The organism is Kluyvera fluvialis, assembly GCF_059725275.1.
In genome coordinates this window covers 4,771,081-4,795,014 of the sequence record NZ_AP046142.1, presented here as the reverse complement: position 1 = coordinate 4,795,014, position 23,934 = coordinate 4,771,081, and the positions used below count along the sequence as shown (strand labels likewise).

At 53.5% G+C, this 23,934-nt stretch carries 15 protein-coding genes, 2 tRNA genes, 2 rRNA genes, 2 pseudogenes and 1 riboswitch; of the genes and pseudogenes, 16 read left to right on the top strand and 5 right to left on the bottom strand.

The genetic code is table 11. The features are described 5' to 3' along the window. Positions 1-283 precede the first annotated feature (283 nt). From AC6I4B_RS22640 to AC6I4B_RS22630, 3 genes are all read left to right on the top strand, one after another. Entirely contained in the window at positions 284-1,363 is a 1,080-nt protein-coding gene (locus AC6I4B_RS22640) for a PTS fructose transporter subunit EIIC (protein ID WP_497768335.1), read from the top strand. Positions 1,364-1,380: 17 nt separating this feature from the next. Further along, positions 1,381-1,701 carry a PTS fructose-like transporter subunit IIB gene (locus AC6I4B_RS22635; protein ID WP_497768334.1) on the top strand — a complete coding sequence of 107 codons (321 nt, stop codon included), beginning with the start codon at positions 1,381-1,383 and terminating at the stop codon, positions 1,699-1,701. Positions 1,702-1,793: 92 nt separating this feature from the next. After that, positions 1,794-2,150, top strand: coding sequence for a PTS fructose-like transporter subunit IIB (locus tag AC6I4B_RS22630; RefSeq protein WP_497768332.1), 357 nt, complete (start codon positions 1,794-1,796; stop codon positions 2,148-2,150). Here the strand turns inward: AC6I4B_RS22630 and AC6I4B_RS22625 are convergent. The 3 genes from AC6I4B_RS22625 to argE all read right to left on the bottom strand — a co-directional run bounded on the left by AC6I4B_RS22625 (position 2,137) and on the right by argE (position 7,204). Next, the gene (locus AC6I4B_RS22625; RefSeq protein WP_497768331.1) at positions 2,137-2,985 is read right to left on the bottom strand and encodes a helix-turn-helix transcriptional regulator; all 849 of its coding nucleotides are present in this window, start codon (positions 2,983-2,985) and stop codon (positions 2,137-2,139) included. The two genes, AC6I4B_RS22630 and AC6I4B_RS22625, sit on opposite strands and share 14 nt — an antisense overlap. A gap of 118 nt (positions 2,986-3,103) precedes the next feature. Beyond that, entirely contained in the window at positions 3,104-5,755 is a 2,652-nt protein-coding gene (ppc, locus tag AC6I4B_RS22620) for a phosphoenolpyruvate carboxylase (RefSeq protein WP_497768329.1), read from the bottom strand. A gap of 297 nt (positions 5,756-6,052) precedes the next feature. Continuing rightward, the gene (gene argE, locus AC6I4B_RS22615) at positions 6,053-7,204 is read right to left on the bottom strand and encodes an acetylornithine deacetylase (RefSeq protein WP_497768328.1); all 1,152 of its coding nucleotides are present in this window, start codon (positions 7,202-7,204) and stop codon (positions 6,053-6,055) included. A 153-nt stretch (positions 7,205-7,357) separates the two neighbouring features. Between argE and argC the strand changes: the two genes are divergently transcribed. The 4 genes from argC to oxyR all read left to right on the top strand — a co-directional run bounded on the left by argC (position 7,358) and on the right by oxyR (position 11,740). Continuing rightward, positions 7,358-8,362, top strand: a complete 1,005-nt coding sequence (gene argC / locus AC6I4B_RS22610; RefSeq protein WP_497768326.1) for an N-acetyl-gamma-glutamyl-phosphate reductase — start codon at positions 7,358-7,360, stop codon at positions 8,360-8,362. Positions 8,363-8,374: 12 nt separating this feature from the next. Beyond that, positions 8,375-9,148, top strand: a complete 774-nt coding sequence (gene argB / locus AC6I4B_RS22605; RefSeq protein ID WP_497768325.1) for an acetylglutamate kinase — start codon at positions 8,375-8,377, stop codon at positions 9,146-9,148. Positions 9,149-9,215: 67 nt separating this feature from the next. Next, on the top strand, positions 9,216-10,589 hold the full coding sequence (argH, locus tag AC6I4B_RS22600) for an argininosuccinate lyase (protein ID WP_497768324.1): 1,374 nt from the start codon (positions 9,216-9,218) through the stop codon (positions 10,587-10,589). 233 nt (positions 10,590-10,822) lie between these two features. Further along, on the top strand, positions 10,823-11,740 hold the full coding sequence (gene oxyR, locus AC6I4B_RS22595) for a DNA-binding transcriptional regulator OxyR (protein WP_497768322.1): 918 nt from the start codon (positions 10,823-10,825) through the stop codon (positions 11,738-11,740). On the opposite strand, the gene sthA is transcribed toward oxyR, so the two are convergent. Further along, entirely contained in the window at positions 11,723-13,123 is a 1,401-nt protein-coding gene (sthA, locus tag AC6I4B_RS22590) for a Si-specific NAD(P)(+) transhydrogenase (RefSeq protein ID WP_497768321.1), read from the bottom strand. The genes oxyR and sthA overlap by 18 nt on opposite strands. A gap of 197 nt (positions 13,124-13,320) precedes the next feature. Here sthA and fabR point away from each other — a divergent pair. From fabR to AC6I4B_RS22575, 3 genes and pseudogenes are all read left to right on the top strand, one after another. Next, positions 13,321-13,955, top strand: a pseudogene (gene fabR, locus AC6I4B_RS22585) (HTH-type transcriptional repressor FabR). A 15-nt stretch (positions 13,956-13,970) separates the two neighbouring features. Continuing rightward, a complete protein-coding gene (locus AC6I4B_RS22580) occupies positions 13,971-14,330 on the top strand; it encodes a YijD family membrane protein (protein ID WP_497768319.1) in 360 nt (119 codons plus the stop codon). A gap of 28 nt (positions 14,331-14,358) precedes the next feature. Continuing rightward, positions 14,359-14,490: pseudogene (locus tag AC6I4B_RS22575) on the top strand (hypothetical protein); the annotation flags it as partial. Positions 14,491-14,520: 30 nt separating this feature from the next. Here the strand turns inward: AC6I4B_RS22575 and trmA are convergent. Further along, a complete protein-coding gene (gene trmA, locus AC6I4B_RS22570) occupies positions 14,521-15,621 on the bottom strand; it encodes a tRNA (uridine(54)-C5)-methyltransferase TrmA (protein ID WP_497768318.1) in 1,101 nt (366 codons plus the stop codon). A 114-nt stretch (positions 15,622-15,735) separates the two neighbouring features. Beyond that, positions 15,736-15,922: riboswitch (cobalamin riboswitch) on the top strand. A gap of 67 nt (positions 15,923-15,989) precedes the next feature. Between trmA and btuB the strand changes: the two genes are divergently transcribed. The 6 genes from btuB (at position 15,990) to AC6I4B_RS22540 (ending at position 23,925) form a co-directional block, all read left to right on the top strand. Next, the gene (gene btuB / locus AC6I4B_RS22565; protein ID WP_497768316.1) at positions 15,990-17,858 is read left to right on the top strand and encodes a TonB-dependent vitamin B12 receptor BtuB; all 1,869 of its coding nucleotides are present in this window, start codon (positions 15,990-15,992) and stop codon (positions 17,856-17,858) included. Beyond that, positions 17,803-18,660, top strand: a complete 858-nt coding sequence (gene murI, locus AC6I4B_RS22560) for a glutamate racemase (RefSeq protein ID WP_497768315.1) — start codon at positions 17,803-17,805, stop codon at positions 18,658-18,660. The genes btuB and murI overlap by 56 nt, the downstream gene beginning before the upstream one ends. Positions 18,661-19,030: 370 nt before the next feature. Next, positions 19,031-20,560, top strand: a 16S ribosomal RNA gene (locus AC6I4B_RS22555). A gap of 69 nt (positions 20,561-20,629) precedes the next feature. Then, a tRNA-Ile gene (locus tag AC6I4B_RS22550) sits at positions 20,630-20,706 on the top strand. Positions 20,707-20,746: 40 nt separating this feature from the next. Then, positions 20,747-20,822: transfer RNA gene (locus AC6I4B_RS22545), tRNA-Ala, on the top strand. A 208-nt stretch (positions 20,823-21,030) separates the two neighbouring features. After that, positions 21,031-23,925: ribosomal RNA gene (locus AC6I4B_RS22540) — 23S ribosomal RNA — on the top strand. The 16S and 23S rRNA genes sit together here with 2 tRNA genes alongside, the layout of an rRNA operon. Positions 23,926-23,934: the final 9 nt, after the last annotated feature.

Genomic DNA, 23,934 nt, shown 5'->3' with positions numbered 1-23,934 from the left:
GGGTAACAGAATAGGAGGGTTGCTGGCGGCCTCGCTATCTGACAATTATGTCAAAAACTGGACAAATGTATTATCTGCCGGAAAGTGAGAGCGGCCTCACAGGTTGCGACTTTGCTTATAAAGGTTGTGTTAACACCAACTTTTGAATCTGATCGCATTTTTCTCCTGACATTACAAATATCCAGTAAATGCACTTTTTATCCACTGTCTGTCCCGCACTCAATTGCCTATTGTTGCCTCGACACCTTAATGGACATGGGCCGCATAAGCCCAGGAGCAACTGATGAAAGAATTGGTGCAAATACTCAAAAACACCCGTCAGCATTTAATGACCGGTGTGTCTCACATGATCCCGTTTGTGGTTGCGGGCGGTATTTTACTGGCGGTTTCCGTCATGTTGTATGGCAAGGGTGCAGTGCCGGATGCGGCAACCGACCCTAACCTCAAAAAGCTATTTGATATTGGCGTCGCGGGCCTGACGCTGATGGTGCCGTTTCTGGCGGCTTACATTGGTTATTCGATTGCAGAACGTTCTGCGCTGGCTCCTTGCGCCATTGGCGCATGGGTGGGTAACAGCTTCGGCGCGGGGTTCTTTGGTGCGCTAATCGCCGGGATTATCGGCGGTATCGTCGTTTACTACCTGAAGAAAATCCCAGTGCATAAGGTGTTGCGCTCGGTCATGCCTATCTTCGTCATTCCGATTATCGGCACGCTTATTACGGCGGGAATCATGATGTGGGGGCTGGGTGAGCCGGTCGGCCTGCTGACAACGAGCCTGACGCAGTGGCTGCAAGGGATGCAGCAGGGCAGCATCGTGGTGCTGGCGGTGATTATGGGCCTGATGCTGGCGTTTGATATGGGCGGCCCGGTGAACAAAGTGGCCTATGCGTTCATGCTGATTTGTGTCTCGCAGGGCGTATATACCGTGGTGGCGATTGCCGCCGTCGGGATTTGCGTACCGCCGCTGGGGTTGGGGCTGGCGACGCTGATTAATCGTAAAAACTTTAATAACGAAGAGCGTGAAACCGGTAAAGCGGCGCTGGTAATGGGCTGTGTGGGCGTTACCGAAGGGGCGATTCCGTTTGCTGCCGCTGACCCGCTGCGCGTTATCCCGTCCATTATGTTGGGTTCCGTTTGTGGTGCGGTTATCGCCGCGCTGATGGGGGCACAGTGCTACGCCGGGTGGGGCGGGCTGATTGTGCTGCCGGTGGTTGAAGGCAAATTAGGTTACTTGCTGGCGATTGTGGTCGGTGCGGTGGTGACTGCCGTCAGCGTTAACGTGCTGAAAAGCCTGGCGCGTAAGAACAAAAAAGCGGTTGTCGAAAAAGAAGACGACTTAGATTTAGATTTTGAAATTAACTAATTGAGAAGGTAGAGATTATGACCAGTATTATTGCGGTAACGGCTTGTCCTTCCGGCGTAGCACACACTTATATGGCAGCGGAAGCGCTGGAGAGTGCGGCGAAAGCAAAAGGCTGGAACGTGAAAGTAGAAACGCAGGGCTCGATTGGTCAGGAAAATGAGCTGACGGCGAGCGATGTGGCGGCGGCGGATATGGTCATTCTGACCAAAGATATCGGCATCAAGTTTGAGGAGCGTTTCGCGGGGAAAACCATCGTGCGCGTTAATATTAGCGATGCGGTTAAACGCGCTGACGCTATTATGAATAAAATTGAGGCACACTTAGCGCAGAGCGCGTAAGGCGATTTCGATACCATTGAAACTCAGCTACTGGCGGGTGCGAAAACCTTTTTTTGCGCCCGCCAGTGTGTATTTTCTGCAAGGAGGGGACGATGACAGTAACGAGCGGACGAATGTTAGTGGCGGTCACCGCCTGCGTAAGCGGGGTTGCCCATACTTATATGGCGGCTGAACGTCTGGAAAAGCTCTGCCAGCAGGAAAAGTGGACGATTAAAATTGAAACTCAAGGGGCGCTGGGCATTGAAAATGCGCTCACCGAGGAGGACATCCGCCGGGCGGATGCGGTATTGCTGATTACCGATATTGAGCTTAATGGCGCAGACCGTTTTACTCAGAGCCGGTATGTGCAGTCGGGCATTAACGCTTTTCTACGTGAGCCGCAAAAAACGATGAGTGCGGTGCGCAAGCTGCTTTCAGCTCCACAGCACACGCATATTATTCTAACGTAGTGATCTGGCTGTGATACTGGCGGCGATATTCTGACGGCGAGCGCGCCGTTTTCTTACGAAACAGGCGGCAGAAATAGTTGCTGTCGATGAAACCACAGGCGTGGGCAATCTCTTTGACCTTCAGGTCATACCCTTTCAACAGCCGTCTGGCGTGTTCCAACCGAGTATGGTTGAGATATTCGTTAAACCCCATTACGCCGCTTTTTTGGAACAGATGCGACAGATAATTGGGCGAAATGTAGAACGCCTGCGCTACCGATTCTCGGGTCAGCGGCTCGGCAAAGTGGCTATCAATATGTTCACGAATGGCATCAAACAACGCCTGACTGCGCGATGCAGTTTGAATTTGGCTGCTGAGAAGGTCGCCGCAGTGGCTGATGAGACTAGTGGCAATTAGCCTGGCGGTTTGTTGCTCTCTGGGCTGCATTTGAATTTCGCTCAGGGTTTGCAACAGTAGCGATCCCACACGTGGCCCACGGCGAGCTACGTGCTGTTTGGCGACATTTTCCAACTGATAACCATCCCACTGCTGTACGCTGAAACCGAGCTGTTGTTTGCCAAACAGTACGCTCAGGGTGGTGGCGGGTTGCTGCCACTGCGGGAAGTTCCAGCCCCCAGCGGGGACGTATAGCGCATCAAATTCCTGCATTTGGACGCCATCTTCATGCAATCCGGCATCGCTGAGTTGCCCGCTGAGCAGAATTTCCAGACGTGGGAAATCGACACGAAATGCCATCTCTGGTGCGGGCGCGTGGCTTCCGGCAAACCAGATTTTTTGCAGTGGGGTCACGCCGGAGGCGATGTGGTAGAGCAGTGGGTTGATGTCGAGAAGCATGGGACTCCCTGTCGCGGTGTACAACAGGGAAACCTTAACCTCTGGCATAAAAAAAGGCCACAAAGAATGTGGCCCTTTTATGTGCGCCGGGTGGCAGTGAATGCGAATAAACGTCGGCTTAACCGGTGTTACGCATACCGGCGGCGACGCCCGCGATAGTGACCATCAGCGCCTGTTCGACGTTATGATCCGGTTCCAGCCCTTCTTCTTCTGCTTTGCGCGAACGGTGCAGCAGCTCGGCTTGCAGGACGTTCAGCGGGTCAGTATAGATGTTACGCAGCTGGATAGACTCGGCAATCCACGGCAGGTCAGCCATCAGGTGCGCATCGTTGGCGATGTCGAGCACCACTTTAATGTCCGCTTCCAGCAACTCGCGCAGCTCCGCACCCAGCGCCCACAGCTCTGGTTTTACCAGGCGCTGATCGTAGTACTCCGCCAGCCACAGGTCAGCTTTCGAGTAAACCATCTCCAGCATACCTAAGCGGGTAGAGAAGAACGGCCAGTCACGGCACATGGCTTCCAGCTTGCTCTGCTTGCCATCTTCGACCACTTTTTGCAGCGCCGCGCCCGCACCCAGCCAGGCTGGCAGCATCAGGCGGTTCTGTGTCCAGGCGAAGATCCACGGAATCGCGCGCAGCGATTCGACGCCGCCGGTTGGGCGACGTTTTGCCGGACGTGAGCCAAGCGGCAGTTTGCCCAGCTCTTGCTCTGGCGTGGCGGAACGGAAGTAAGGCACGAAATCTTTGTTTTCGCGCACGTAGCCACGGTACATCTCGCAGGAGATATCCGACAGCTCGTCCATGATGCGACGCCATTCATCTTTCGGTTCTGGCGGCGGCAGCAGGTTTGCTTCCAGAATTGCGCTGGTGTACAGCGACAGGCTGCTGACGGTGACTTCCGGCAGGCCGTATTTGAAGCGGATCATCTCGCCTTGCTCGGTGACACGCAGGCCGCCTTTCAGGCTTCCCGGCGGTTGCGAGAGCAGTGCAGCGTGGGCTGGTGCGCCGCCGCGACCGATGGAACCACCGCGACCGTGGAATAGCGTCAGCTCAATGCCAGCTTTTTCGCAGGTTTTGATCAAGGCATCTTGCGCCTGGTATTGCGCCCAGGAGGCAGCCATCACGCCCGCATCTTTTGCGGAGTCGGAATAGCCAATCATGACCATCTGTTTGCCCTGAATAAAGCCGCGATACCAGTCGATGCTCAGCAACTGCGTCATGACATCGTTGGCATTGTTCAGGTCGTCCAGCGTTTCGAACAGCGGTGCGACTGGCAGCGCGAAGGTGATACCGGCTTCTTTCAGCAGCAGGTGAACCGCCAGCACGTCGGACGGCGTTTTTGCCATTGAGATAACATAGGCAGCCACCGAGCCTTGCGGCGCATCAACAATCGCTTTGCAGGTGTTGAGCACTTCGCGAGTTTCGTTGCTTGGCTCCCAGCTACGTGGCAACAGTGGGCGTTTAGAGTTCAGTTCGCGAATCAGAAACGCTTGTTTGTCGGCTTCCGACCAGCTTTCGTAGTCGCCGATACCCAGATAACGGGTCAGTTCGCCCAGCGCTTCGGTGTGGCGAGTGCTTTCCTGGCGTACGTCGATACGCACCAGCGGTACGCCGAAACATTTCACGCGGCGCAGGGTGTCGAGCAGCTCACCGTTGGCGATAATGCTCATGCCGCAGGCCTGTAGCGATTTATAGCAGGCGTACAGCGGTTCCCAAAGTTGTTCGTTCTGGCTAATCAGGCCTGCCGGTTTCGGCAGACGCTGGCCTTTCAGGCGCGCTTCCAGCCAGGCCTGAGTGGAGACCAGTTGGCTACGCAGATTTTTCAGCAAGAAACGGTACGGTTCGGCCGCGCCCGCTTCGCCCACGTACTCACGCAACTCGTCGGTGCACTCAACCATCGACAGTTCAGAGATCAGAACCTGAATATCTTTCAGGAACAGGTCGGTGGCTTTCCAGCGGCTTAATAGCAGCACGTGGCGGGTGATTTCGGCGGTGACATTGGGGTTGCCGTCGCGGTCGCCGCCCATCCAGGAGGTGAAGCGCACGGGGACGAAATCTACCGGCAGTTTGTAGCCGAGGTTTTCTTCTAGCTGTTCGTTCAGTTCGCGCAGATAGTTCGGCACGCCTTCCCACAGGCTATTTTCTACCACCGCAAAGCCCCATTTGGCTTCATCAACCGGGCTTGGGCGGTGCTTACGAATTTCATCGGTATGCCAGGACTGCGCAATCAACTGGCGCAAACGGCGCATCACCTGGTTGCGTTCGTAGTCGGCAATATCAGAGTTATCGAGCTGTTTCAGGCAGTTGTTGATTTCACCCATTTTGTGGATAAGCGTACGACGGGTGATCTCGGTCGGGTGCGCGGTCAGCACCAGCTCCAGCGACAGGGATTCAACAGCCTGTTTAATGGTGGCTTCATTGAGATTGGGTTGGTTTTTGAGCTTGCGCAGGGTGCGGGCAATCACTTCTGGGTTGCTCGCCGCTTCGCCTTTTGGCGAGATGCTGTGGTACTGCTCGGCGGTGTTGGCCAGGTTCAGAAATTGGCTGAATGCGCGGGCAACGGGCAGCAATTCATCGTTGGAGAGGTTCTGCAAGGTGCTCAGCAGTTCCTGACGATTAGCCTCATTGCCAGCACGGGACGATTTGGACAATTTGCGGATTGTTTCTACACGGTCAAGAATGTTTTCACCAAGCGCATCCTTGATGGTATCGCCTAGCACTTTACCGAGCATACTGACATTACTACGCAACGCGGAATATTGTTCGTTCATTAACCCAGATACCCCATCTCATTTTATTTTGTTATATCCCGTCCTTTGGAACGAAAGGGCAGGGATAAAAGACACCTCTTTTATAAAGCCACGTAAAACACCTGACGTCAATTGCTGCGAAATCGCTTCAGCAAACGAATAAATGCCAGCAATTTACGAAAGTTAATTCGCATCCACCCAGATAAGTAATGCTTATGAAAATGTGAGCAAGCGCACGGGAATTAAGAGGATTAATCGCGGGGTGGCGCTGCGTTTATTTGTCCAGGTATTGGCTCAATAAACGCAACGCCGCTGGCGTTAATGCCAGCAGAAATGATGTACAACCTGGGTGATTAGCTCGCGGGTAGGTTTAATAAAGCGGGTTTCCAGATATTCATCCGGCTGGTGGGCCTGATTGATAGAACCGGGGCCAAGCACCAGTGTCGGGCAGAGCGTTTGAATAAACGGCGCTTCGGTACAGTAGTTGACGACTTCGGTTTGCGCGCCAAGCAATTTCTCGACCACTTCCACCAGGGGGTGATCCGGCGGGCATTCGTAGCCTGGAATCGGCGGATGCAGTTCGCTTATCGTCAGGCGTCCAGGCCATTGGGCGCTAACCGGCTCCAGTGCTTCATTCAGCAGACCGTTGAGATCGTTTAGCGTCATGCCCGGTAGCGGGCGAATATCCATATGCAGTTCGCAGCAGGCGCAGATGCGGTTTGAGGCATCGCCGCCGTGAAGGCTACCCAGATTGAGCGTGGGATACGGCACGGTAAACGCCTCGTAGTGGTAGCGCTCTTTAAGCGAGTCGCGCAGTTGCATTACGCGGCCAATCGCATCGTGCATGATTTCTATTGCGTTCACCCCGCGCGCCGGATCGCTGGAGTGGCCCGACTGGCCCAGTACGCGGATGGCGTTGGACATATGGCCTTTGTGGGCGCGCACCGGTTGCAGCGAGGTTGGCTCGCCGATGATGGCGCAGTTCGGTCGTAGCTCGGTGGACTCGGCAAAATAGCGTGCGCCAGCCATGCTGGTTTCTTCGTCTGCCGTCGCCAGAATGTAGAGCGGCTTTTTCAACTGCGTCACATCGACATCACGCAGAGCATCAAGAATAAAGGCGAAGAAACCTTTCATGTCGGCAGTGCCCAGGCCGTACAGCTTGTTGTCGTGTTCGGTGAGGGTGAAAGGGTCGCGCGTCCAACGTCCGTCGTCGAAGGGGACGGTGTCAGTATGCCCGGCTAACAGTAGGCCGCCCGCACCCTGGCCGATGCTGGCCAGCAGGTTGAATTTATTGCGGGTTCCGGGGACGGGTTGAACCTCAACATTAAAGCCCAAAGAGGCGAACCAGTCAGACAGCAGAGTGATTAAAGACGCATTACTTTGATCGAGCGCTTCTTCGGTTGCGCTGATGGACGGTGTGGCGATCAATGCGCGATAAATCTCGATAAATGGGGGTAAATTGTTTTTCATTGTTGACACACCTCGGGTCATGATAGTATCAATATTCATGCAGTATTTGTGAATAAAAATACATTATCGTTAGGCGTAATAAAACCCACAAATGGTAGGGTTATGTCACGACGCTTAGCCAGGAAAACAGACATAAGAAGGTGAGCAGCCCCGATGTTGAATACGCTGATTGTGGGCGCGAGCGGTTACGCTGGCGCAGAGCTTGTGACCTATGTAAATCGCCATCCTCATATGAACATAACCGCTTTGACCGTCTCAGCGCAAAGCAATGATGCGGGTAAGCTTATCTCCGATTTACATCCGCAGCTAAAAGGCATCGTCGATTTGCCGCTGCAACCGATGTCCGATATCAGCGAATTCAGTGCGGGCGTTGATGTGGTGTTTCTCGCCACCGCCCATGAAGTGAGTCACGATCTGGCCCCGCAATTCCTCGCGGCGGGCTGCGTGGTGTTCGATCTTTCCGGGGCGTTCCGTGTTAATGACGGCGCGTTCTACGAAAAATACTACGGTTTTACTCATCAGCATCCTGATCTACTGGCGCAGGCGGTGTACGGCCTTGCCGAGTGGAGCGCGGATGTGCTGAAAGAGGCGAATCTGATTGCTGTTCCGGGGTGCTACCCAACGGCGGCGCAGTTGTCGTTAAAACCGCTGATTGAGGCCGATCTCTTGGATCTCAGCCAGTGGCCGGTGATCAACGCCACCAGTGGCGTGAGCGGCGCGGGGCGTAAAGCGGCTATTTCCAATAGTTTTTGCGAAGTGAGCCTGCAACCTTACGGTGTGTTCACGCATCGCCATCAGCCGGAAATCGCCAGCCATCTGGGCGCAGACGTTATCTTTACCCCGCATTTGGGCAACTTCCCGCGCGGTATTCTGGAAACCATCACCTGCCGCCTGAAACCGGGTGTGAGCCATGAGCAAGTGTCGCAGACGCTGCAACAGGCCTACGGCAATAAACCGCTGGTGCGTTTATACGACAAAGGCGTTCCGGCGCTGAAAAATGTGGTTGGGTTGCCATTTTGCGATATCGGTTTTGCTGTTCAGGGCGAGCACCTGATTGTGGTGGCAACTGAAGACAATTTATTGAAAGGCGCCGCCGCGCAGGCTGTGCAGTGCGCCAATATCCGTTTCGGCTTCGCTGAGACGCAGTCTCTTATTTAAGGTGTGGTGACGATGAATCCATTAATTATCAAATTGGGCGGCGTGTTACTCGATAGCGAAGAAGCGTTGGAGCGCCTGTTTACCGCGCTGGTAAATTACCGCGAGTCGCATCAACGCCCGCTGGTGATTGTCCACGGCGGCGGTTGCGTGGTTGATGAGCTGATGAAGAAGCTCAACCTGCCGGTGAAAAAGAAAGAAGGCCTGCGGGTCACGCCTGCTGACCAAATCGACATTATTACCGGCGCGCTGGCGGGTACGGCTAACAAAACCCTGCTGGCGTGGGCGAAAAAACATGATATTGCGTCTGTTGGCCTGTACCTCGGTGATGGCGACAGCGTGAGCATTACTCAGCTTGATGAAGATCTCGGACACGTGGGGCTGGCGCAGCCAGGTTCGCCGAAACTGATTAATCTGCTGCTGGAAGGCGGTTTCCTGCCTGTTGTTAGCTCGATTGGTGTGACCGCTGAAGGGCAACTGATGAACGTCAACGCCGACCAGGCGGCGACGGCGCTGGCGGCAACGCTGGGCGCGGATTTAATTCTGCTCTCTGACGTGAGCGGTATTCTGGATGGTAAAGGCCAGCGCATTGCTGAAATGACGGCGGCGAAAGCCGAGCAACTGATTGACCAGGGCATTATTACCGATGGCATGATTGTGAAAGTGAATGCTGCGCTGGATGCCGCGCGCGCACTCGGACGCCCGGTCGATATCGCCTCCTGGCGTCATGCCGAGCAGTTACCGGCGCTGTTTAATGGCACGCCGATTGGCACACGTATTCTGGCTTAACTTTTTATGTGCCGGATAAGCGCAGCGCTATCCGGCAGTGAAATCGAAGAATTTAAGGAAGCATGTTATGGCACTTTGGGGCGGGCGTTTTACTCAGGCAGCGGATCAGCGGTTCAAACAGTTCAACGACTCTTTACGTTTTGACTATCGCTTGGCGGAGCAGGATATCATTGGCTCGGTCGCCTGGTCTAAAGCGCTGGTAACCGTTGGCGTACTGACCGCAGAAGAACAGATTCAGCTCGAACAGGCGCTGAGCGTGTTGCTGGAAGAGGTTCGCGCTAATCCGCAGCAAATTCTCGACAGCGATGCTGAAGACATTCATAGCTGGGTTGAAGGCAAACTTATCGATAAAGTTGGCCAACTGGGCAAGAAACTGCACACCGGACGTAGCCGTAACGACCAGGTCGCCACTGACCTCAAGCTGTGGTGCAAAGACACCGTGGCAGAACTGCTGGCGGCAAACCATCAGTTGCAAAGCGCGCTGGTCGCGACCGCAAAGGCGAATCAGGATGCAGTAATGCCGGGTTATACCCACCTGCAACGCGCGCAGCCGGTCACTTTTGCTCACTGGTGTCTGGCATACGTTGAGATGCTGGCGCGTGATGAAAGCCGCCTTCAGGATACGTTAAAGCGCCTTGATGTCAGCCCGCTGGGCTGCGGTGCGCTGGCGGGAACCGCCTATGAAATCGACCGTGAACAACTGGCGGGTTGGTTGGGCTTTGCTTCAGCAACACGCAACAGCCTGGACAGCGTTTCTGACCGTGACCACGTGCTGGAACTGCTTTCTGATGCTTCTATCGGGATGGTGCATTTATCGCGCTTTGCCGAAGACTTAATCTTCTTTAATACCGGTGAAGCCGGTTTTGTCGAGCTTTCTGACCGTGTGACTTCAGGTTCCTCGCTGATGCCGCAGAAGAAAAACCCCGATGCGCTGGAGCTGATTCGCGGTAAATGTGGCCGTGTGCAGGGGGCGCTGACTGGCATGATGATGACCCTGAAAGGCCTGCCGCTGGCGTATAACAAAGATATGCAGGAAGACAAAGAAGGGGTCTTTGACGCGCTGGATACTTGGCTTGACTGCTTGCATATGGCGGCGCTGGTGCTCGATGGCATTCAAGTGAAACGCCCACGTTGCCAGGAAGCTGCGCAGCAAGGCTATGCTAATGCGACCGAGCTGGCGGATTATCTGGTTGCCAAAGGTGTGCCGTTCCGTGAAGCGCACCATATTGTTGGTGAAGCGGTGGTCGAAGCCATTGCCCAGGGCAAACCGCTGGAAGATTTGGCGCTGGCTGACCTGCAAAAATTCAGTGCGGTGATTGGTGAGGATGTGTACCCAATTCTGTCGCTGCAATCATGCCTTGATAAACGCGCGGCAAAAGGCGGCGTCTCGCCGAAGCAAGTTGCGCAAGCGATTAGCGACGCGCAGGCGCGTTTGGGGTGAGTGTGTCGGCGGAATAAAGACAAAAAAAGCGGGCCACGGGGCCCGCAAAACGTTCATTTTAGCTTTATTTAGTCGAGTTTGAGAGAAACTCTGAAATCAGTGTGGCGACTTCAAGGGTTAAACGAGGCCACCTGTTTCTGTGCTGTATTATTAAACAGAAAACTTGATAGGGATAATCATTCGTTGCTATTCTATCTATCGCCATGGGCTATCATGGCGATGGAGGATGAATAATGAATATTCGTGATCTTGAATACCTGGTGGCGCTTGCCGAACACCGACACTTCCGCCGGGCGGCAGACTCGTGCCATGTCAGTCAGCCGACTCTCAGCGGACAAATTCGCAAACTGGAAGATGAACTGGGCGTCATGCTGCTGGAACGCACCAGCCGCAAGGTTCTGTTTACCCAGGCCGGGCTGTTGCTGGTGGACCAGGCGCGTACAGTGCTACGCGAGGTCAAAGTGCTTAAGGAGATGGCAAGCCAGCAAGGGGAGGCGATGTCTGGCCCGTTGCATATCGGCTTGATTCCGACTGTTGGCCCGTATCTGCTGCCTCATATTATCCCGATGCTGCATCAAACCTTCCCAAAACTGGAAATGTATCTGCATGAAGCGCAAACCCATCAGCTGCTTGCTCAGCTTGATAGCGGTAAGCTGGACTGCGCCATTCTGGCTTTAGTGAAGGAAAGCGAAGCATTTATCGAAGTGCCGCTGTATGACGAGCCGATGATGCTGGCGATCTATGAAAATCATCCGTGGGCAGAGCGCGATCGCGTGCCGATGTCCGATCTGGCGGGTGAAAAACTGCTGATGCTGGAAGACGGTCACTGTCTGCGTGACCAGGCGATGGGTTTCTGTTTTGAAGCGGGCGCGGATGAAGATACCCATTTCCGCGCGACCAGCCTGGAAACGCTGCGCAATATGGTGGCGGCGGGAAGCGGTATTACGCTACTGCCTGCGCTGTCTGTGCCGCAGGAACGCAAACGTGATGGCGTTATCTATCTGCCGTGCATTAAGCCGGAACCTCGCCGCACCGTCGGTCTGGTCTATCGACCAGGATCGCCCCTGCGTAGCCGCTATGAGCAGCTCGCAGAGGCTATCCGCAGCACGATGGATGGCCATTTCGAGAAGACGTTAAAAAAGGCGGTTTAAGCCGTTCAACGCTGCAACTCGATAGGCCTCTGCCATCGTGGGGTAGTTAAAGGTGGTGTTAACGAAGTACTCAATGGTATTACCGCCGCCTTTCTGCTCCATGATGGCCTGGCCGATATGAATAATTTCGGCTGCGCGCTCCCCAAAGCAGTGAATGCCTAGAATTTCTTTGGTTTCACGATGGAACAAGATTTTCAGACTGCCCACGCTCATGCCGACGATTTGCGCCCGCGCCAGATGTTTAAACTGCGCACGGCCCACTTCGTAAGGCACTTTCATTGAAGTTAGCTGTTGCTCAGTTTTGCCGACAGAACTGATTTCTGGAATGGTGTAGATACCCGTTGGGATATCTTCAATCAGGTGCGCGGTGGCTTCGCCTCGCATTAACGCTTGTGCGGCGATGCGGCCCTGATCGTAAGCGGCAGAGGCCAGGCTCGGATAGCCAATGACATCGCCTACGGCATAGACGTGCGGCAATGCGGTTTGGTACATGCTGTTGACTTTCAACTGACCACGGCCATCAGCCTGTAAGCCTATGTTTTCCAGCGCCAGGGAGTCGGTGTTGCCGGTACGACCGTTGGCAAACAGCAGGCAATCGGCTTTGAGTTTTTTCCCGGACTTCAGATGCATGATCACACCGTCGTCCACGCCTTCAATTTTCTCGTACTCTTCGTTGTGGCGAATCACTACGCCGCTGTTCCAGAAGTGATACGACAGTGAGTCTGACATTTCCTGGTCGAGGAATGCCAGCAGGCGATCGCGGGTGTTGATCAAGTCAACTTTGACGTCCATTCCACGGAAGATAGACGCATATTCGCAGCCGATAACCCCCGCGCCGTAGATAATGACGTGGCGAGGTTCGTGGTGCAGGCTGAGGATAGAGTCGCTGTCGTAAATGCGCGGGTGGCTAAAGTCGACGTCTGCGGGGCGATACGGGCGCGAACCACAGGCGATGACGAACTTATCGGCGGTTAGCGTTTCAACCGAGCCGTCCGGGCATTCCAGGGCGATGGTGTGCTCATCGACGAATCGGGCGTCGCCTTGCAACATTTCGCAGTGGTTGCGCTCATAAAAGCCCTGACGCATACGGGTTTGCTGATTGATAACGCTATCAGCATGATTCAGGATGTCGGCAAATGAGGAACGGAGAAGTCGGCTGTGGTCGCTGTAGAGAGGGTTCTGGTTGAATTCGATAATACGGCTGACGGCATGGCGAAGGGCTTTGGAGGGGATAGTGCCCCAGTGGGTACAACCGCCGCCGACATTATGATAACGCTCTATCACGGCGATACGGGCTCCTTGCTTCACCAGTCCCATAGCAGCGCCTTCGCCGCCGGGGCCGGAACCAATTACTATTGCATCATAATCGTAGGAATGTGGCATGGTAAGGCTTACCTGTTCTTATACATAAAAGCAACAGAATCATAACATCATCGAAAGAATAACCCAATTATCGTTGGGCTTTTTTCCAGCGAAATAGCATAAATAGCGTGTAAATAATCATTAACAAAGCGACGTAAGCGGATTCGTTTTAATCTCTGGTATAGTGCCAACATGGCATGTGGAAGGATTCAGTCATCGTGATGGGTGTTAGAGCGCAACAAAAAGAGAAAACCCGGCGTTCGCTGGTAGAAGCGGCATTTAGTCAACTAAGCGCCGAGCGTAGCTTTGCCAGCCTGAGCCTACGTGAGGTTGCACGCGAGGCGGGAATTGCGCCAACCTCCTTTTATCGTCATTTCCGTGATGTGGATGAGCTTGGGCTGACCATGGTTGATGAGAGCGGTTTGATGCTCCGTCAGTTGATGCGCCAGGCGCGCCAGCGTATCGCTAAAGGCGGCAGCGTTATCCGCACCTCCGTTTCAACCTTTATGGAGTTTATCGGCAACAACCCGAACGCCTTCCGCCTGTTACTGCGGGAACGTTCAGGAACGTCTGCGGCATTTCGTGCTGCGGTTGCCCGTGAAATTCAACACTTCATTGCGGAACTTGCTGACTATCTGGAAATCGAAAACCATATGCCGCGTGCGTTTACTGAAGCGCAGGCCGAAGCGATGGTGACTATTGTGTTTAGCGCGGGGGCCGAAGCGCTGGACGTCAGCCCTGAGCAACGCCGTCATTTAGAAGAACGGCTGGTGTTACAACTGCGGATGATTTCCAAAGGCGCGTACTATTGGTATCGCCGCGAACAAGAAAAGTGTCACATTATTCCGAATAAGGTGGTAGACGAGCAATGAAACAGTTAGGTCAAGATAGAGGTACGCTGTTGCTGGCGCTGTTAGCTGGCTTATCGATTAACGGGACGTTTGCGGCACTGTTTAGCTCTGTCGTGCCATTCTCTGTGTTCCCGATTATTTCGCTGGTGCTGACGGTGTACTGTCTGCATCAACGTTATCAAAACCGCACGATGCCGGTCGGTTTACCGGGGTTGGCTGCCGCCTGCTTTATTTTAGGTGTGCTGTTGTATAGCACCGTGGTGCGGGCGGAATACCCGGATATCGGTTCTAACTTCTTCCCGGCGGTGCTGTCGGTGATTCTGGTGTTCTGGATTGGCTTTAAAATGCGTCATCGTAAACACCAGGTGACCGAATAATCTTCCGCACACCGTAGGCCGGATAAGGCGTCTACGCCGCCATCCGGCAAGGATTGGCGCAATGCCTGATGGCGCTTCGCTTATCAGACCTACGGGGGTTATTTGTAGGCCGGATAAGGCGTTTACGCCGCCATCCGGCAAGGATTGGCGCAATGCCTGATGGCACTGCGCTTATCAGGCCTACGGGGGATTATTTGCTGGTGAGCAGTACGCCGCATTCCATATGGTGTGTATATGGGAACTGATCAAACAGCGCCAGTCGGCTGATGTTATGCGTCTGGCTGAGGGTTTCGAGGTTCTGACACAGCGTCTCTGGGTTGCAGGAGATGTACAGAATATTCGGATACGCCTGCACCATCTTCTCCGTTTCGCTATCCAGCCCACTACGCGGTGGATCGACAAAAATTGTCTTACACTGATAGCTTTTCAAATCAATTCCCTGCAAGCGGTTAAATTCCCGCACCCCGTTCATTGCCTGAGTAAACTCTTCCGCCGCCATGCGGATTATCTGCACGTTGTCGATGTGGTTAGCCGCAATGTTGTATTGCGCCGCTGCCACCGACGGTTTGGCAATTTCGGTCGCCAGTACGCGCTCGAAGTTACGCGCCAGCGCCAGTGAGAAGTTGCCGTTACCGCAGTACAGCTCCAGCAGGTCGCCGCGTGAGTTCTGCGTGACGTTGAGCGCCCATTCGAGCATCTGGATGTTCATCGCCGCGTTTGGCTGGGTGAAGCTGTTTTCAACCTGGCGGTAAATCATCTCTGTACCCGCAACCGGCAGACACTCGTCGATATAGTCCTGGTCCAGCGCGATTTTCGTTTTGGTTGCGCGGCCAATCAGGTGCACGTTGAAACCCTGCGCGCGCAGAGCGTCACGCAAGGCTTCGGCCTGCTCGCGCCAGGCGTCATCCAGCTTTTTATGGTACAGCAGCGATACCACCGCCTGGTTGCTCAAGGTGGTGAGGTAGTCAATCTGGAACAGCTTATGGCGCAGGCTATGATTGTCGCGCACTCCGTCGAGCATGGCGGTCATCAGCGCGTTGATAAGTTCGCTGGCAGCCGGGAATGTGTCAACGCGAATGCGGCTCTTGGTCTGCTGGTCGAACATGATGTGGTACAGGTCATCGCCGTCATGCCAGATGCGGAATTCTGCGCGCATCCGGTAGTGGCTGATCGGTGAGCGAAACACCTCCGGCGCGGGTGCGCTAAACGGCGTCATCATCGTTTGCAGGCGAGTGACTTTCTCGGCGAGCTGAGCGTCGTACTGTTCGGTTGGGAGGTGTTCGGGGGTCATTATGCATCCTGAATAATAAAAGTACGCGAGGATTGTAGGGCTTGCTCAGGGGATGTCCAGTGTCGATGTCAGCGAAAATGATAAATAGCAGTCTGGACATCTATATGTAACTAAATGTAGCATTTGTGCCCCGGTCCTGTGAGTTAAAAGGGAACCCAGTGTAAATCTGGGGCTGACGCGCAGCGGTAAGGAAGGTAAATCATGAGCGCACCTGGTGCAGACACTGCGGCGTGCCGTGGGAAGTCATCATGATTTTAAACAGCCTCCAAGCCCGAAGACCTGCCGGATTACGTCGCTTAAGGTTTTATCGTCGCGAACTACGGATAAAACCTGCGGCATCCTTTTTTATGTTTCGGATGCTTTGAAAAATGATTAAAAAAGCTTCGCTGATGACGGCGTTATCCGTCACAGCATTTTCCGGCTGGGCGCAAAATAGCAATTTAGACACGCTGGTGGTGACCGCCAACCGTTTTCAACAACCGGTTGATACTGTATTAGCGCCAACGGATGTGGTTACGCGCGAGGAGATCAATCGCTGGCAGGCGAAGAATCTGAACGACGTTATGCGTCGTTTACCTGGCGTCGATATCGCGCAATATGGCGGTATGGGGCAGTCTTCTTCTCTCTTTATTCGTGGCACGGAAACGCGCCAGGTGCTGGTACTGGTTGACGGTATCCCGATGAGCCGTCCTGGCATTTCCAATACGCCAGACTTGAATCAAATTCCGCTTTCTTTAGTGCAGCGCGTGGAATATATCCGCGGGCCTCGCTCGGCAATTTATGGCTCTGGTGCGATGGGCGGGGTCATTAACGTTATTACGCGCTCCGACAACGACGAGTCAAAAATTGATGCCGGAATGGGGTCGAAAGGCTACCAGCATTATGATGGTACGCTGCGTCAGCGTTTTGGCGACACGGTAGCAACCGTTGCAGGCTCCTATGAAAGCACTAAAGGTTTTAACGTCCAGCCGGGTTCAAGCTGGGATCACGACAGCGATCGTGACGGTTTTCGCAATAAGACCTTCTGGGGTAGCCTGGAGCATAAATTTAATGACAGCTTGTCCGGCTTTTTCCGTGGGCATAGCTATACCAACAACTCTGATTATGATCTGGGCAGCCCGCCGACGTCTAAAAACTATAGCGCTGACGAAGAACAACTCTATAACCAATCCTGGGATACCGGGCTGCAATTTAATTCAGGAATTTACTCTTCGCAGCTAATTGCAAGCTACCAGAAGGTAAAGGACTACAACTACAGCAGTATCTACGGCCGCTATAACGATGGCACTACGCTGGATAATATGACGCAGCGTAACCTGCAATGGGGTAACAACGTTCAGGTTGGGCAGGGGTCTATTAGCGCGGGTGTGGACTGGCAGCAACAGCGTTTAACGTCATCCAGTACGACGATGTCGGATAGCTATAAACGTGACAACACTGGGCTGTATTTAACTGGGCAGCAGCAGTTCGGTACTGTTACGCTCGAAGCATCTGGCCGTGAAGACCACGATGAGCAGTTTGGCTGGCATGGCACCTGGCAGACAACCGCAGGCTGGGCGTTTGTCGAAAACTATCGCGCGACGCTCTCCTACGGCACGGGCTTCCTGGCTCCGTCTCTGGGTCAGCAGTTCGGCTCAACCCGCTTCGGCATCAATTCTAACCCGAACCTGAAACCGGAAGAGTCAAAGCAGTGGGAAGCTGGGCTTGAAGGATTAACGGGCCCGCTGGACTGGCGTCTGTCGGCTTACCATTACAAGATAAGCAACCTTATTACCTACTATTCTGATCCGGTAACCTGGGCGGGTGAGTATGACAACATCAACTCCGCCACGATTAAAGGTGTGGAATGGACAGGGAGTGTGGATACTGGCATCTTCAGCCATCGTGTGACGTTGCAGTATATCGACCCACGCAATGATGATAACGGTGAAGTGCTGGCGCGCCGTTCAAAACGTCAGGCGAAATATCAGCTCGATTGGTCAATGTTTAATGTTGATATGGATGTGTCGTGGCAATACTACGGTAAGCGCTACGATAACAACACGTCGCAGTACAATCCAACGCAGCAGGTTTTACCGAGTTACAGCACCGTTGATGTATCGGCTTCATATCCGATCACCTCACACCTGACAGTTCGTGGTAAAATAGCCAACCTGTTCGATAAAGATTACGAGACAGTTTATGGCTACCAAACTGCAGGACGGGAATACACCTTGTCTGGCAGCTACACCTTCTGAACCACGTCCCACCGTCCTGGTCTTTGATTCTGGGGTAGGTGGGCTGTCGGTCTACGATGAGATTCGGCACCTTCTGCCGAATCTTCATTACATCTACGCTTTCGATAACGTGGCTTTCCCATACGGGGAAAAGAGCGAAGAGTTTATCGTGGAGCGCGTCGTTGAAATTGTCACTGCTGTACAGCAACGCTATCCGCTCGCGCTGGCCGTTATCGCCTGTAATACGGCGAGCACCGTGTCGCTGCCAGCGCTGCGTGACAAATTCGAATTCCCGGTGGTGGGCGTAGTGCCTGCGATTAAGCCGGCGGCGCGGCTGTCTGCTAACCGTATTATCGGATTACTGGCAACCCGAGGAACGGTGAAACGTCCTTATACCCATGAGCTGATTGCACGCTTTGCCAATGAGTGCCAGATAGAAATGCTGGGATCGGCGGAGCTGGTGGTATTGGCTGAAGCGAAGCTGCACGGCGAACCTGTACCGCTGGAAGAGCTGCGTCGCATTCTGCGCCCGTGGTTACGTATGCAGGAGCCGCCAGATACCGTCGTGCTCGGCTGCACCCACTTCCCTCTATTACAGGAAGAACTTCTACAGGTGCTTCCAGAAGGAACTCGGTTAGTGGATTCCGGCGCGGCGATCGCGCGTAGAACAGCCTGGTTGTTAGAACATGAAGCGCCGGATGCGAAATCATGTGAGGCTAACGTGGCTTACTGTATGGCGTTAACCCCAGAAACTGAGCAACTTTTACCCGTTTTACAGCGTTATGGCTTTGAAACGCTCGAAAAACTGCCTGTTTCAGCCTGATTCGTTCAAAAAAGAGACGGTTGAAAAGTTTTTTTAAAACAAGGCTTGTCAACGTCTCAGAACTCCCTATAATGCGCCTCCACTGACACGGAACAACGGCAAACAAGCCACCGGGTCAGCGAGGTTCTCCTGAGAATCTCGACGGAGAAAAGCGGAAATAAACGCTTGACTCTGAAGCGGGAAAGCGTATTATGCACATCCCGCGCCGCTGAGAAAAAGCGAAGCGGCACTGCTCTTTAACAATTTATCAGACAATCTGTGTGGGCACTCAATGATACGGATTCTTAACGTCCTCGGACGAAAAATGAATACCAAGTCTCTGAGTGAACACGTAATTCATTACGAAGTTTAATTCACGAGCATCAAACTTAAATTGAAGAGTTTGATCATGGCTCAGATTGAACGCTGGCGGCAGGCCTAACACATGCAAGTCGAACGGTAGCACAGAGAGCTTGCTCTCGGGTGACGAGTGGCGGACGGGTGAGTAATGTCTGGGAAACTGCCCGATGGAGGGGGATAACTACTGGAAACGGTAGCTAATACCGCATAACGTCGCAAGACCAAAGTGGGGGACCTTCGGGCCTCACACCATCGGATGTGCCCAGATGGGATTAGCTAGTAGGTGGGGTAATGGCTCACCTAGGCGACGATCCCTAGCTGGTCTGAGAGGATGACCAGCCACACTGGAACTGAGACACGGTCCAGACTCCTACGGGAGGCAGCAGTGGGGAATATTGCACAATGGGCGCAAGCCTGATGCAGCCATGCCGCGTGTATGAAGAAGGCCTTCGGGTTGTAAAGTACTTTCAGCGAGGAGGAAGGTGTTGTGGTTAATAACCGCAGCAATTGACGTTACTCGCAGAAGAAGCACCGGCTAACTCCGTGCCAGCAGCCGCGGTAATACGGAGGGTGCAAGCGTTAATCGGAATTACTGGGCGTAAAGCGCACGCAGGCGGTTTGTTAAGTCAGATGTGAATCCCCGGTGAACCTGGGAACTGCATTTGAAACTGGCAAGCTTGAGTCTCGTAGAGGGGGTAGATTCAGGTGTAGCGGTGAAATGCGTAGAGATCTGGAGGAATACCGGTGGCGAAGGCGGCCCCCTGGACGAAGACTGACGCTCAGGTGCGAAAGCGTGGGGAGCAAACAGGATTAGATACCCTGGTAGTCCACGCTGTAAACGATGTCGACTTGGAGGTTGTGCCCTTGAGGCGTGGCTTCCGGAGCTAACGCGTTAAGTCGACCGCCTGGGAGTACGGCCGCAAGGTTAAAACTCAAATGAATTGACGGGCCGCACAAGCGGTGGAGCATGTGGTTTAATTCGATGCAACGCGAAGAACCTTACCTACTCTTGACATCCACGGAATTTAGCAGAGATGCTTTAGTGCCTTCGGGAACCGTGAGACAGGTGCTGCATGGCTGTCGTCAGCTCGTGTTGTGAAATGTTGGGTTAAGTCCCGCAACGAGCGCAACCCTTATCCTTTGTTGCCAGCGGTTCGGCCGGGAACTCAAAGGAGACTGCCAGTGATAAACTGGAGGAAGGTGGGGATGACGTCAAGTCATCATGGCCCTTACGAGTAGGGCTACACACGTGCTACAATGGCATATACAAAGAGAAGCGACCTCGCGAGAGCAAGCGGACCTCATAAAGTATGTCGTAGTCCGGATTGGAGTCTGCAACTCGACTCCATGAAGTCGGAATCGCTAGTAATCGTAGATCAGAATGCTACGGTGAATACGTTCCCGGGCCTTGTACACACCGCCCGTCACACCATGGGAGTGGGTTGCAAAAGAAGTAGGTAGCTTAACCTTCGGGAGGGCGCTTACCACTTTGTGATTCATGACTGGGGTGAAGTCGTAACAAGGTAACCGTAGGGGAACCTGCGGTTGGATCACCTCCTTACCTTAAAGAAGCGTTCGTTGAAGTGTCCACACAGATTGTTTGATGAAAAATAGCAGTAAGAATCTCTGCAGGCTTGTAGCTCAGGTGGTTAGAGCGCACCCCTGATAAGGGTGAGGTCGGTGGTTCAAGTCCACTCAGGCCTACCAAATTTGCAAAGCAAATTTGAGGGAGATTCTGAAAAGCGATGGGGCTATAGCTCAGCTGGGAGAGCGCCTGCTTTGCACGCAGGAGGTCTGCGGTTCGATCCCGCATAGCTCCACCATCTTTTTACTGCGAAACACAAGAAAACTTCAGAGTGTACCTGAAAAGGTTCACTGCGAAGTTTTGCTCTTTAAAAATCTGGATCAAGCTGAAAATTGAAACGACACACTGTGTCTGTTCTCCGTAATAAGAACAGATAAGCGGTGTGTTCGAGTCTCTCAAATTTTCGCAACACTGATGATGTTTTACGAAACATCTTCGGGTTGTGAGGTTAAGCGACTAAGCGTACACGGTGGATGCCCTGCAGTCAGAGGCGATGAAGGACGTGCTAATCTGCGAAAAGCGTCGGTAAGGTGATATGAACCGTTATAGCCGGCGATGTCCGAATGGGGAAACCCAGTGCAATTCGTTGCACTATCGTTAACTGAATACATAGGTTAACGAGGCGAACCGGGGAACTGAAACATCTAAGTACCCGAGGAAAAGAAATCAACCGAGATTCCCCAGTAGCGGCGAGCGAACGGGAGCAGCCCAGAGTCTGAATCAGCTTGTGTGTTAGTGGAACGGTCTGGAAAGTCCGACGGTACAGGGTGATAGTCCCGTACACCAAAATGCACAGGTTGTGAACTCGAAGAGTAGGGCGGGACACGTGGTATCCTGTCTGAATATGGGGGGACCATCCTCCAAGGCTAAATACTCCTGACTGACCGATAGTGAACCAGTACCGTGAGGAAAGGCGAAAAGAACCCCGGCGAGGGGAGTGAAACAGAACCTGAAACCGTGTACGTACAAGCAGTGGGAGCCTCTTTATGGGTGACTGCGTACCTTTTGTATAATGGGTCAGCGACTTATATTCTGTAGCAAGGTTAACCGAATAGGGGAGCCGAAGGGAAACCGAGTCTTAACTGGGCGTTAAGTTGCAGGGTATAGACCCGAAACCCGGTGATCTAGCCATGGGCAGGTTGAAGGTTGGGTAACACTAACTGGAGGACCGAACCGACTAATGTTGAAAAATTAGCGGATGACTTGTGGCTGGGGGTGAAAGGCCAATCAAACCGGGAGATAGCTGGTTCTCCCGAAAGCTATTTAGGTAGCGCCTCGTGAACTCATCTTCGGGGTAGAGCACTGTTTCGGCTAGGGGGTCATCCCGACTTACCAACCCGATGCAAACTACGAATACCGAAGAATGTTATCACGGGAGACACACGGCGGGTGCTAACGTCCGTCGTGAAGAGGGAAACAACCCAGACCGCCAGCTAAGGTCCCAAAGTCACAGTTAAGTGGGAAACGATGTGGGAAGGCTCAGACAGCCAGGATGTTGGCTTAGAAGCAGCCATCATTTAAAGAAAGCGTAATAGCTCACTGGTCGAGTCGGCCTGCGCGGAAGATGTAACGGGGCTAAACTGTGCACCGAAGCTGCGGCAGCGACACTATGTGTTGTTGGGTAGGGGAGCGTTCTGTAAGCCGTTGAAGGTGAACTGTGAGGTTTGCTGGAGGTATCAGAAGTGCGAATGCTGACATAAGTAACGATAATGCGGGTGAAAAACCCGCACGCCGGAAGACCAAGGGTTCCTGTCCAACGTTAATCGGGGCAGGGTGAGTCGACCCCTAAGGCGAGGCCGAAAGGCGTAGTCGATGGGAAACAGGTTAATATTCCTGTACTTGGTGTTACTGCGAAGGGGGGACGGAGAAGGCTATGTTAGCCGGGCGACGGTTGTCCCGGTTTAAGCATGTAGGCGGAGGTTCCAGGTAAATCCGGAACCTTATTAACGCTGAGGTGTGATGACGAGGCACTACGGTGCTGAAGTAACAAATGCCCTGCTTCCAGGAAAAGCCTCTAAGCATCAGGTAACATCAAATCGTACCCCAAACCGACACAGGTGGTCAGGTAGAGAATACCAAGGCGCTTGAGAGAACTCGGGTGAAGGAACTAGGCAAAATGGTGCCGTAACTTCGGGAGAAGGCACGCTGATGGTAGGTGAAGCGACTTGCTCGTGGAGCTGAACTCAGTCGAAGATACCAGCTGGCTGCAACTGTTTATTAAAAACACAGCACTGTGCAAACACGAAAGTGGACGTATACGGTGTGACGCCTGCCCGGTGCCGGAAGGTTAATTGATGGGGTTAGCGGTAACGCGAAGCTCTTGATCGAAGCCCCGGTAAACGGCGGCCGTAACTATAACGGTCCTAAGGTAGCGAAATTCCTTGTCGGGTAAGTTCCGACCTGCACGAATGGCGTAATGATGGCCAGGCTGTCTCCACCCGAGACTCAGTGAAATTGAACTCGCTGTGAAGATGCAGTGTACCCGCGGCAAGACGGAAAGACCCCGTGAACCTTTACTATAGCTTGACACTGAACACTGGTCCTTGATGTGTAGGATAGGTGGGAGGCTTTGAAGCGTGGACGCCAGTCTGCGTGGAGCCAACCTTGAAATACCACCCTTTAATGGCTGGTGTTCTAACGTAGACCCGTAATCCGGGTTGCGGACAGTGTCTGGTGGGTAGTTTGACTGGGGCGGTCTCCTCCTAAAGAGTAACGGAGGAGCACGAAGGTTAGCTAATCCTGTCGGACATCAGGAGGTTAGTGCAAAGGCATAAGCTAGCTTGACTGCGAGAGTGACGGCTCGAGCAGGTGCGAAAGCAGGTCTTAGTGATCCGGTGGTTCTGAATGGAAGGGCCATCGCTCAACGGATAAAAGGTACTCCGGGGATAACAGGCTGATACCGCCCAAGAGTTCATATCGACGGCGGTGTTTGGCACCTCGATGTCGGCTCATCACATCCTGGGGCTGAAGTAGGTCCCAAGGGTATGGCTGTTCGCCATTTAAAGTGGTACGCGAGCTGGGTTTAGAACGTCGTGAGACAGTTCGGTCCCTATCTGCCGTGGGCGCTGGAGAATTGAGGGGGCTGCTCCTAGTACGAGAGGACCGGAGTGGACGCATCACTGGTGTTCGGGTTGTCATGCCAATGGCATTGCCCGGTAGCTAAATGCGGAAGAGATAAGTGCTGAAAGCATCTAAGCACGAAACTTGCCCCGAGATGAGTTCTCCCTGACTCCTTGAGAGTCCTGAAGGAACGTTGAAGACTACGACGTTGATAGGTCGGGTGTGTAAGCGTAGCGATACGTTGAGCTAACCGATACTAATGAACCGTGAGGCTTAACCTTACAACGCCG

Coding starts and splice junctions, on each gene's coding strand:
- ppc (WP_497768329.1), bottom strand. CDS start 5,755: ATGAACGAACAATATTCCGCGTTGCGTAGTAATGTCAGTATGCTCGGT.
- AC6I4B_RS22635 (WP_497768334.1), top strand. CDS start 1,381: ATGACCAGTATTATTGCGGTAACGGCTTGTCCTTCCGGCGTAGCACAC.
- AC6I4B_RS22580 (WP_497768319.1), top strand. CDS start 13,971: ATGAAACAGTTAGGTCAAGATAGAGGTACGCTGTTGCTGGCGCTGTTA.
- oxyR (WP_497768322.1), top strand. CDS start 10,823: ATGAATATTCGTGATCTTGAATACCTGGTGGCGCTTGCCGAACACCGA.
- murI (WP_497768315.1), top strand. CDS start 17,803: ATGGCTACCAAACTGCAGGACGGGAATACACCTTGTCTGGCAGCTACA.
- btuB (WP_497768316.1), top strand. CDS start 15,990: ATGATTAAAAAAGCTTCGCTGATGACGGCGTTATCCGTCACAGCATTT.
- sthA (WP_497768321.1), bottom strand. CDS start 13,123: ATGCCACATTCCTACGATTATGATGCAATAGTAATTGGTTCCGGCCCC.
- argH (WP_497768324.1), top strand. CDS start 9,216: ATGGCACTTTGGGGCGGGCGTTTTACTCAGGCAGCGGATCAGCGGTTC.
- AC6I4B_RS22640 (WP_497768335.1), top strand. CDS start 284: ATGAAAGAATTGGTGCAAATACTCAAAAACACCCGTCAGCATTTAATG.
- AC6I4B_RS22630 (WP_497768332.1), top strand. CDS start 1,794: ATGACAGTAACGAGCGGACGAATGTTAGTGGCGGTCACCGCCTGCGTA.
- argE (WP_497768328.1), bottom strand. CDS start 7,204: ATGAAAAACAATTTACCCCCATTTATCGAGATTTATCGCGCATTGATC.
- AC6I4B_RS22625 (WP_497768331.1), bottom strand. CDS start 2,985: ATGCTTCTCGACATCAACCCACTGCTCTACCACATCGCCTCCGGCGTG.
- argB (WP_497768325.1), top strand. CDS start 8,375: ATGAATCCATTAATTATCAAATTGGGCGGCGTGTTACTCGATAGCGAA.
- trmA (WP_497768318.1), bottom strand. CDS start 15,621: ATGACCCCCGAACACCTCCCAACCGAACAGTACGACGCTCAGCTCGCC.
- argC (WP_497768326.1), top strand. CDS start 7,358: ATGTTGAATACGCTGATTGTGGGCGCGAGCGGTTACGCTGGCGCAGAG.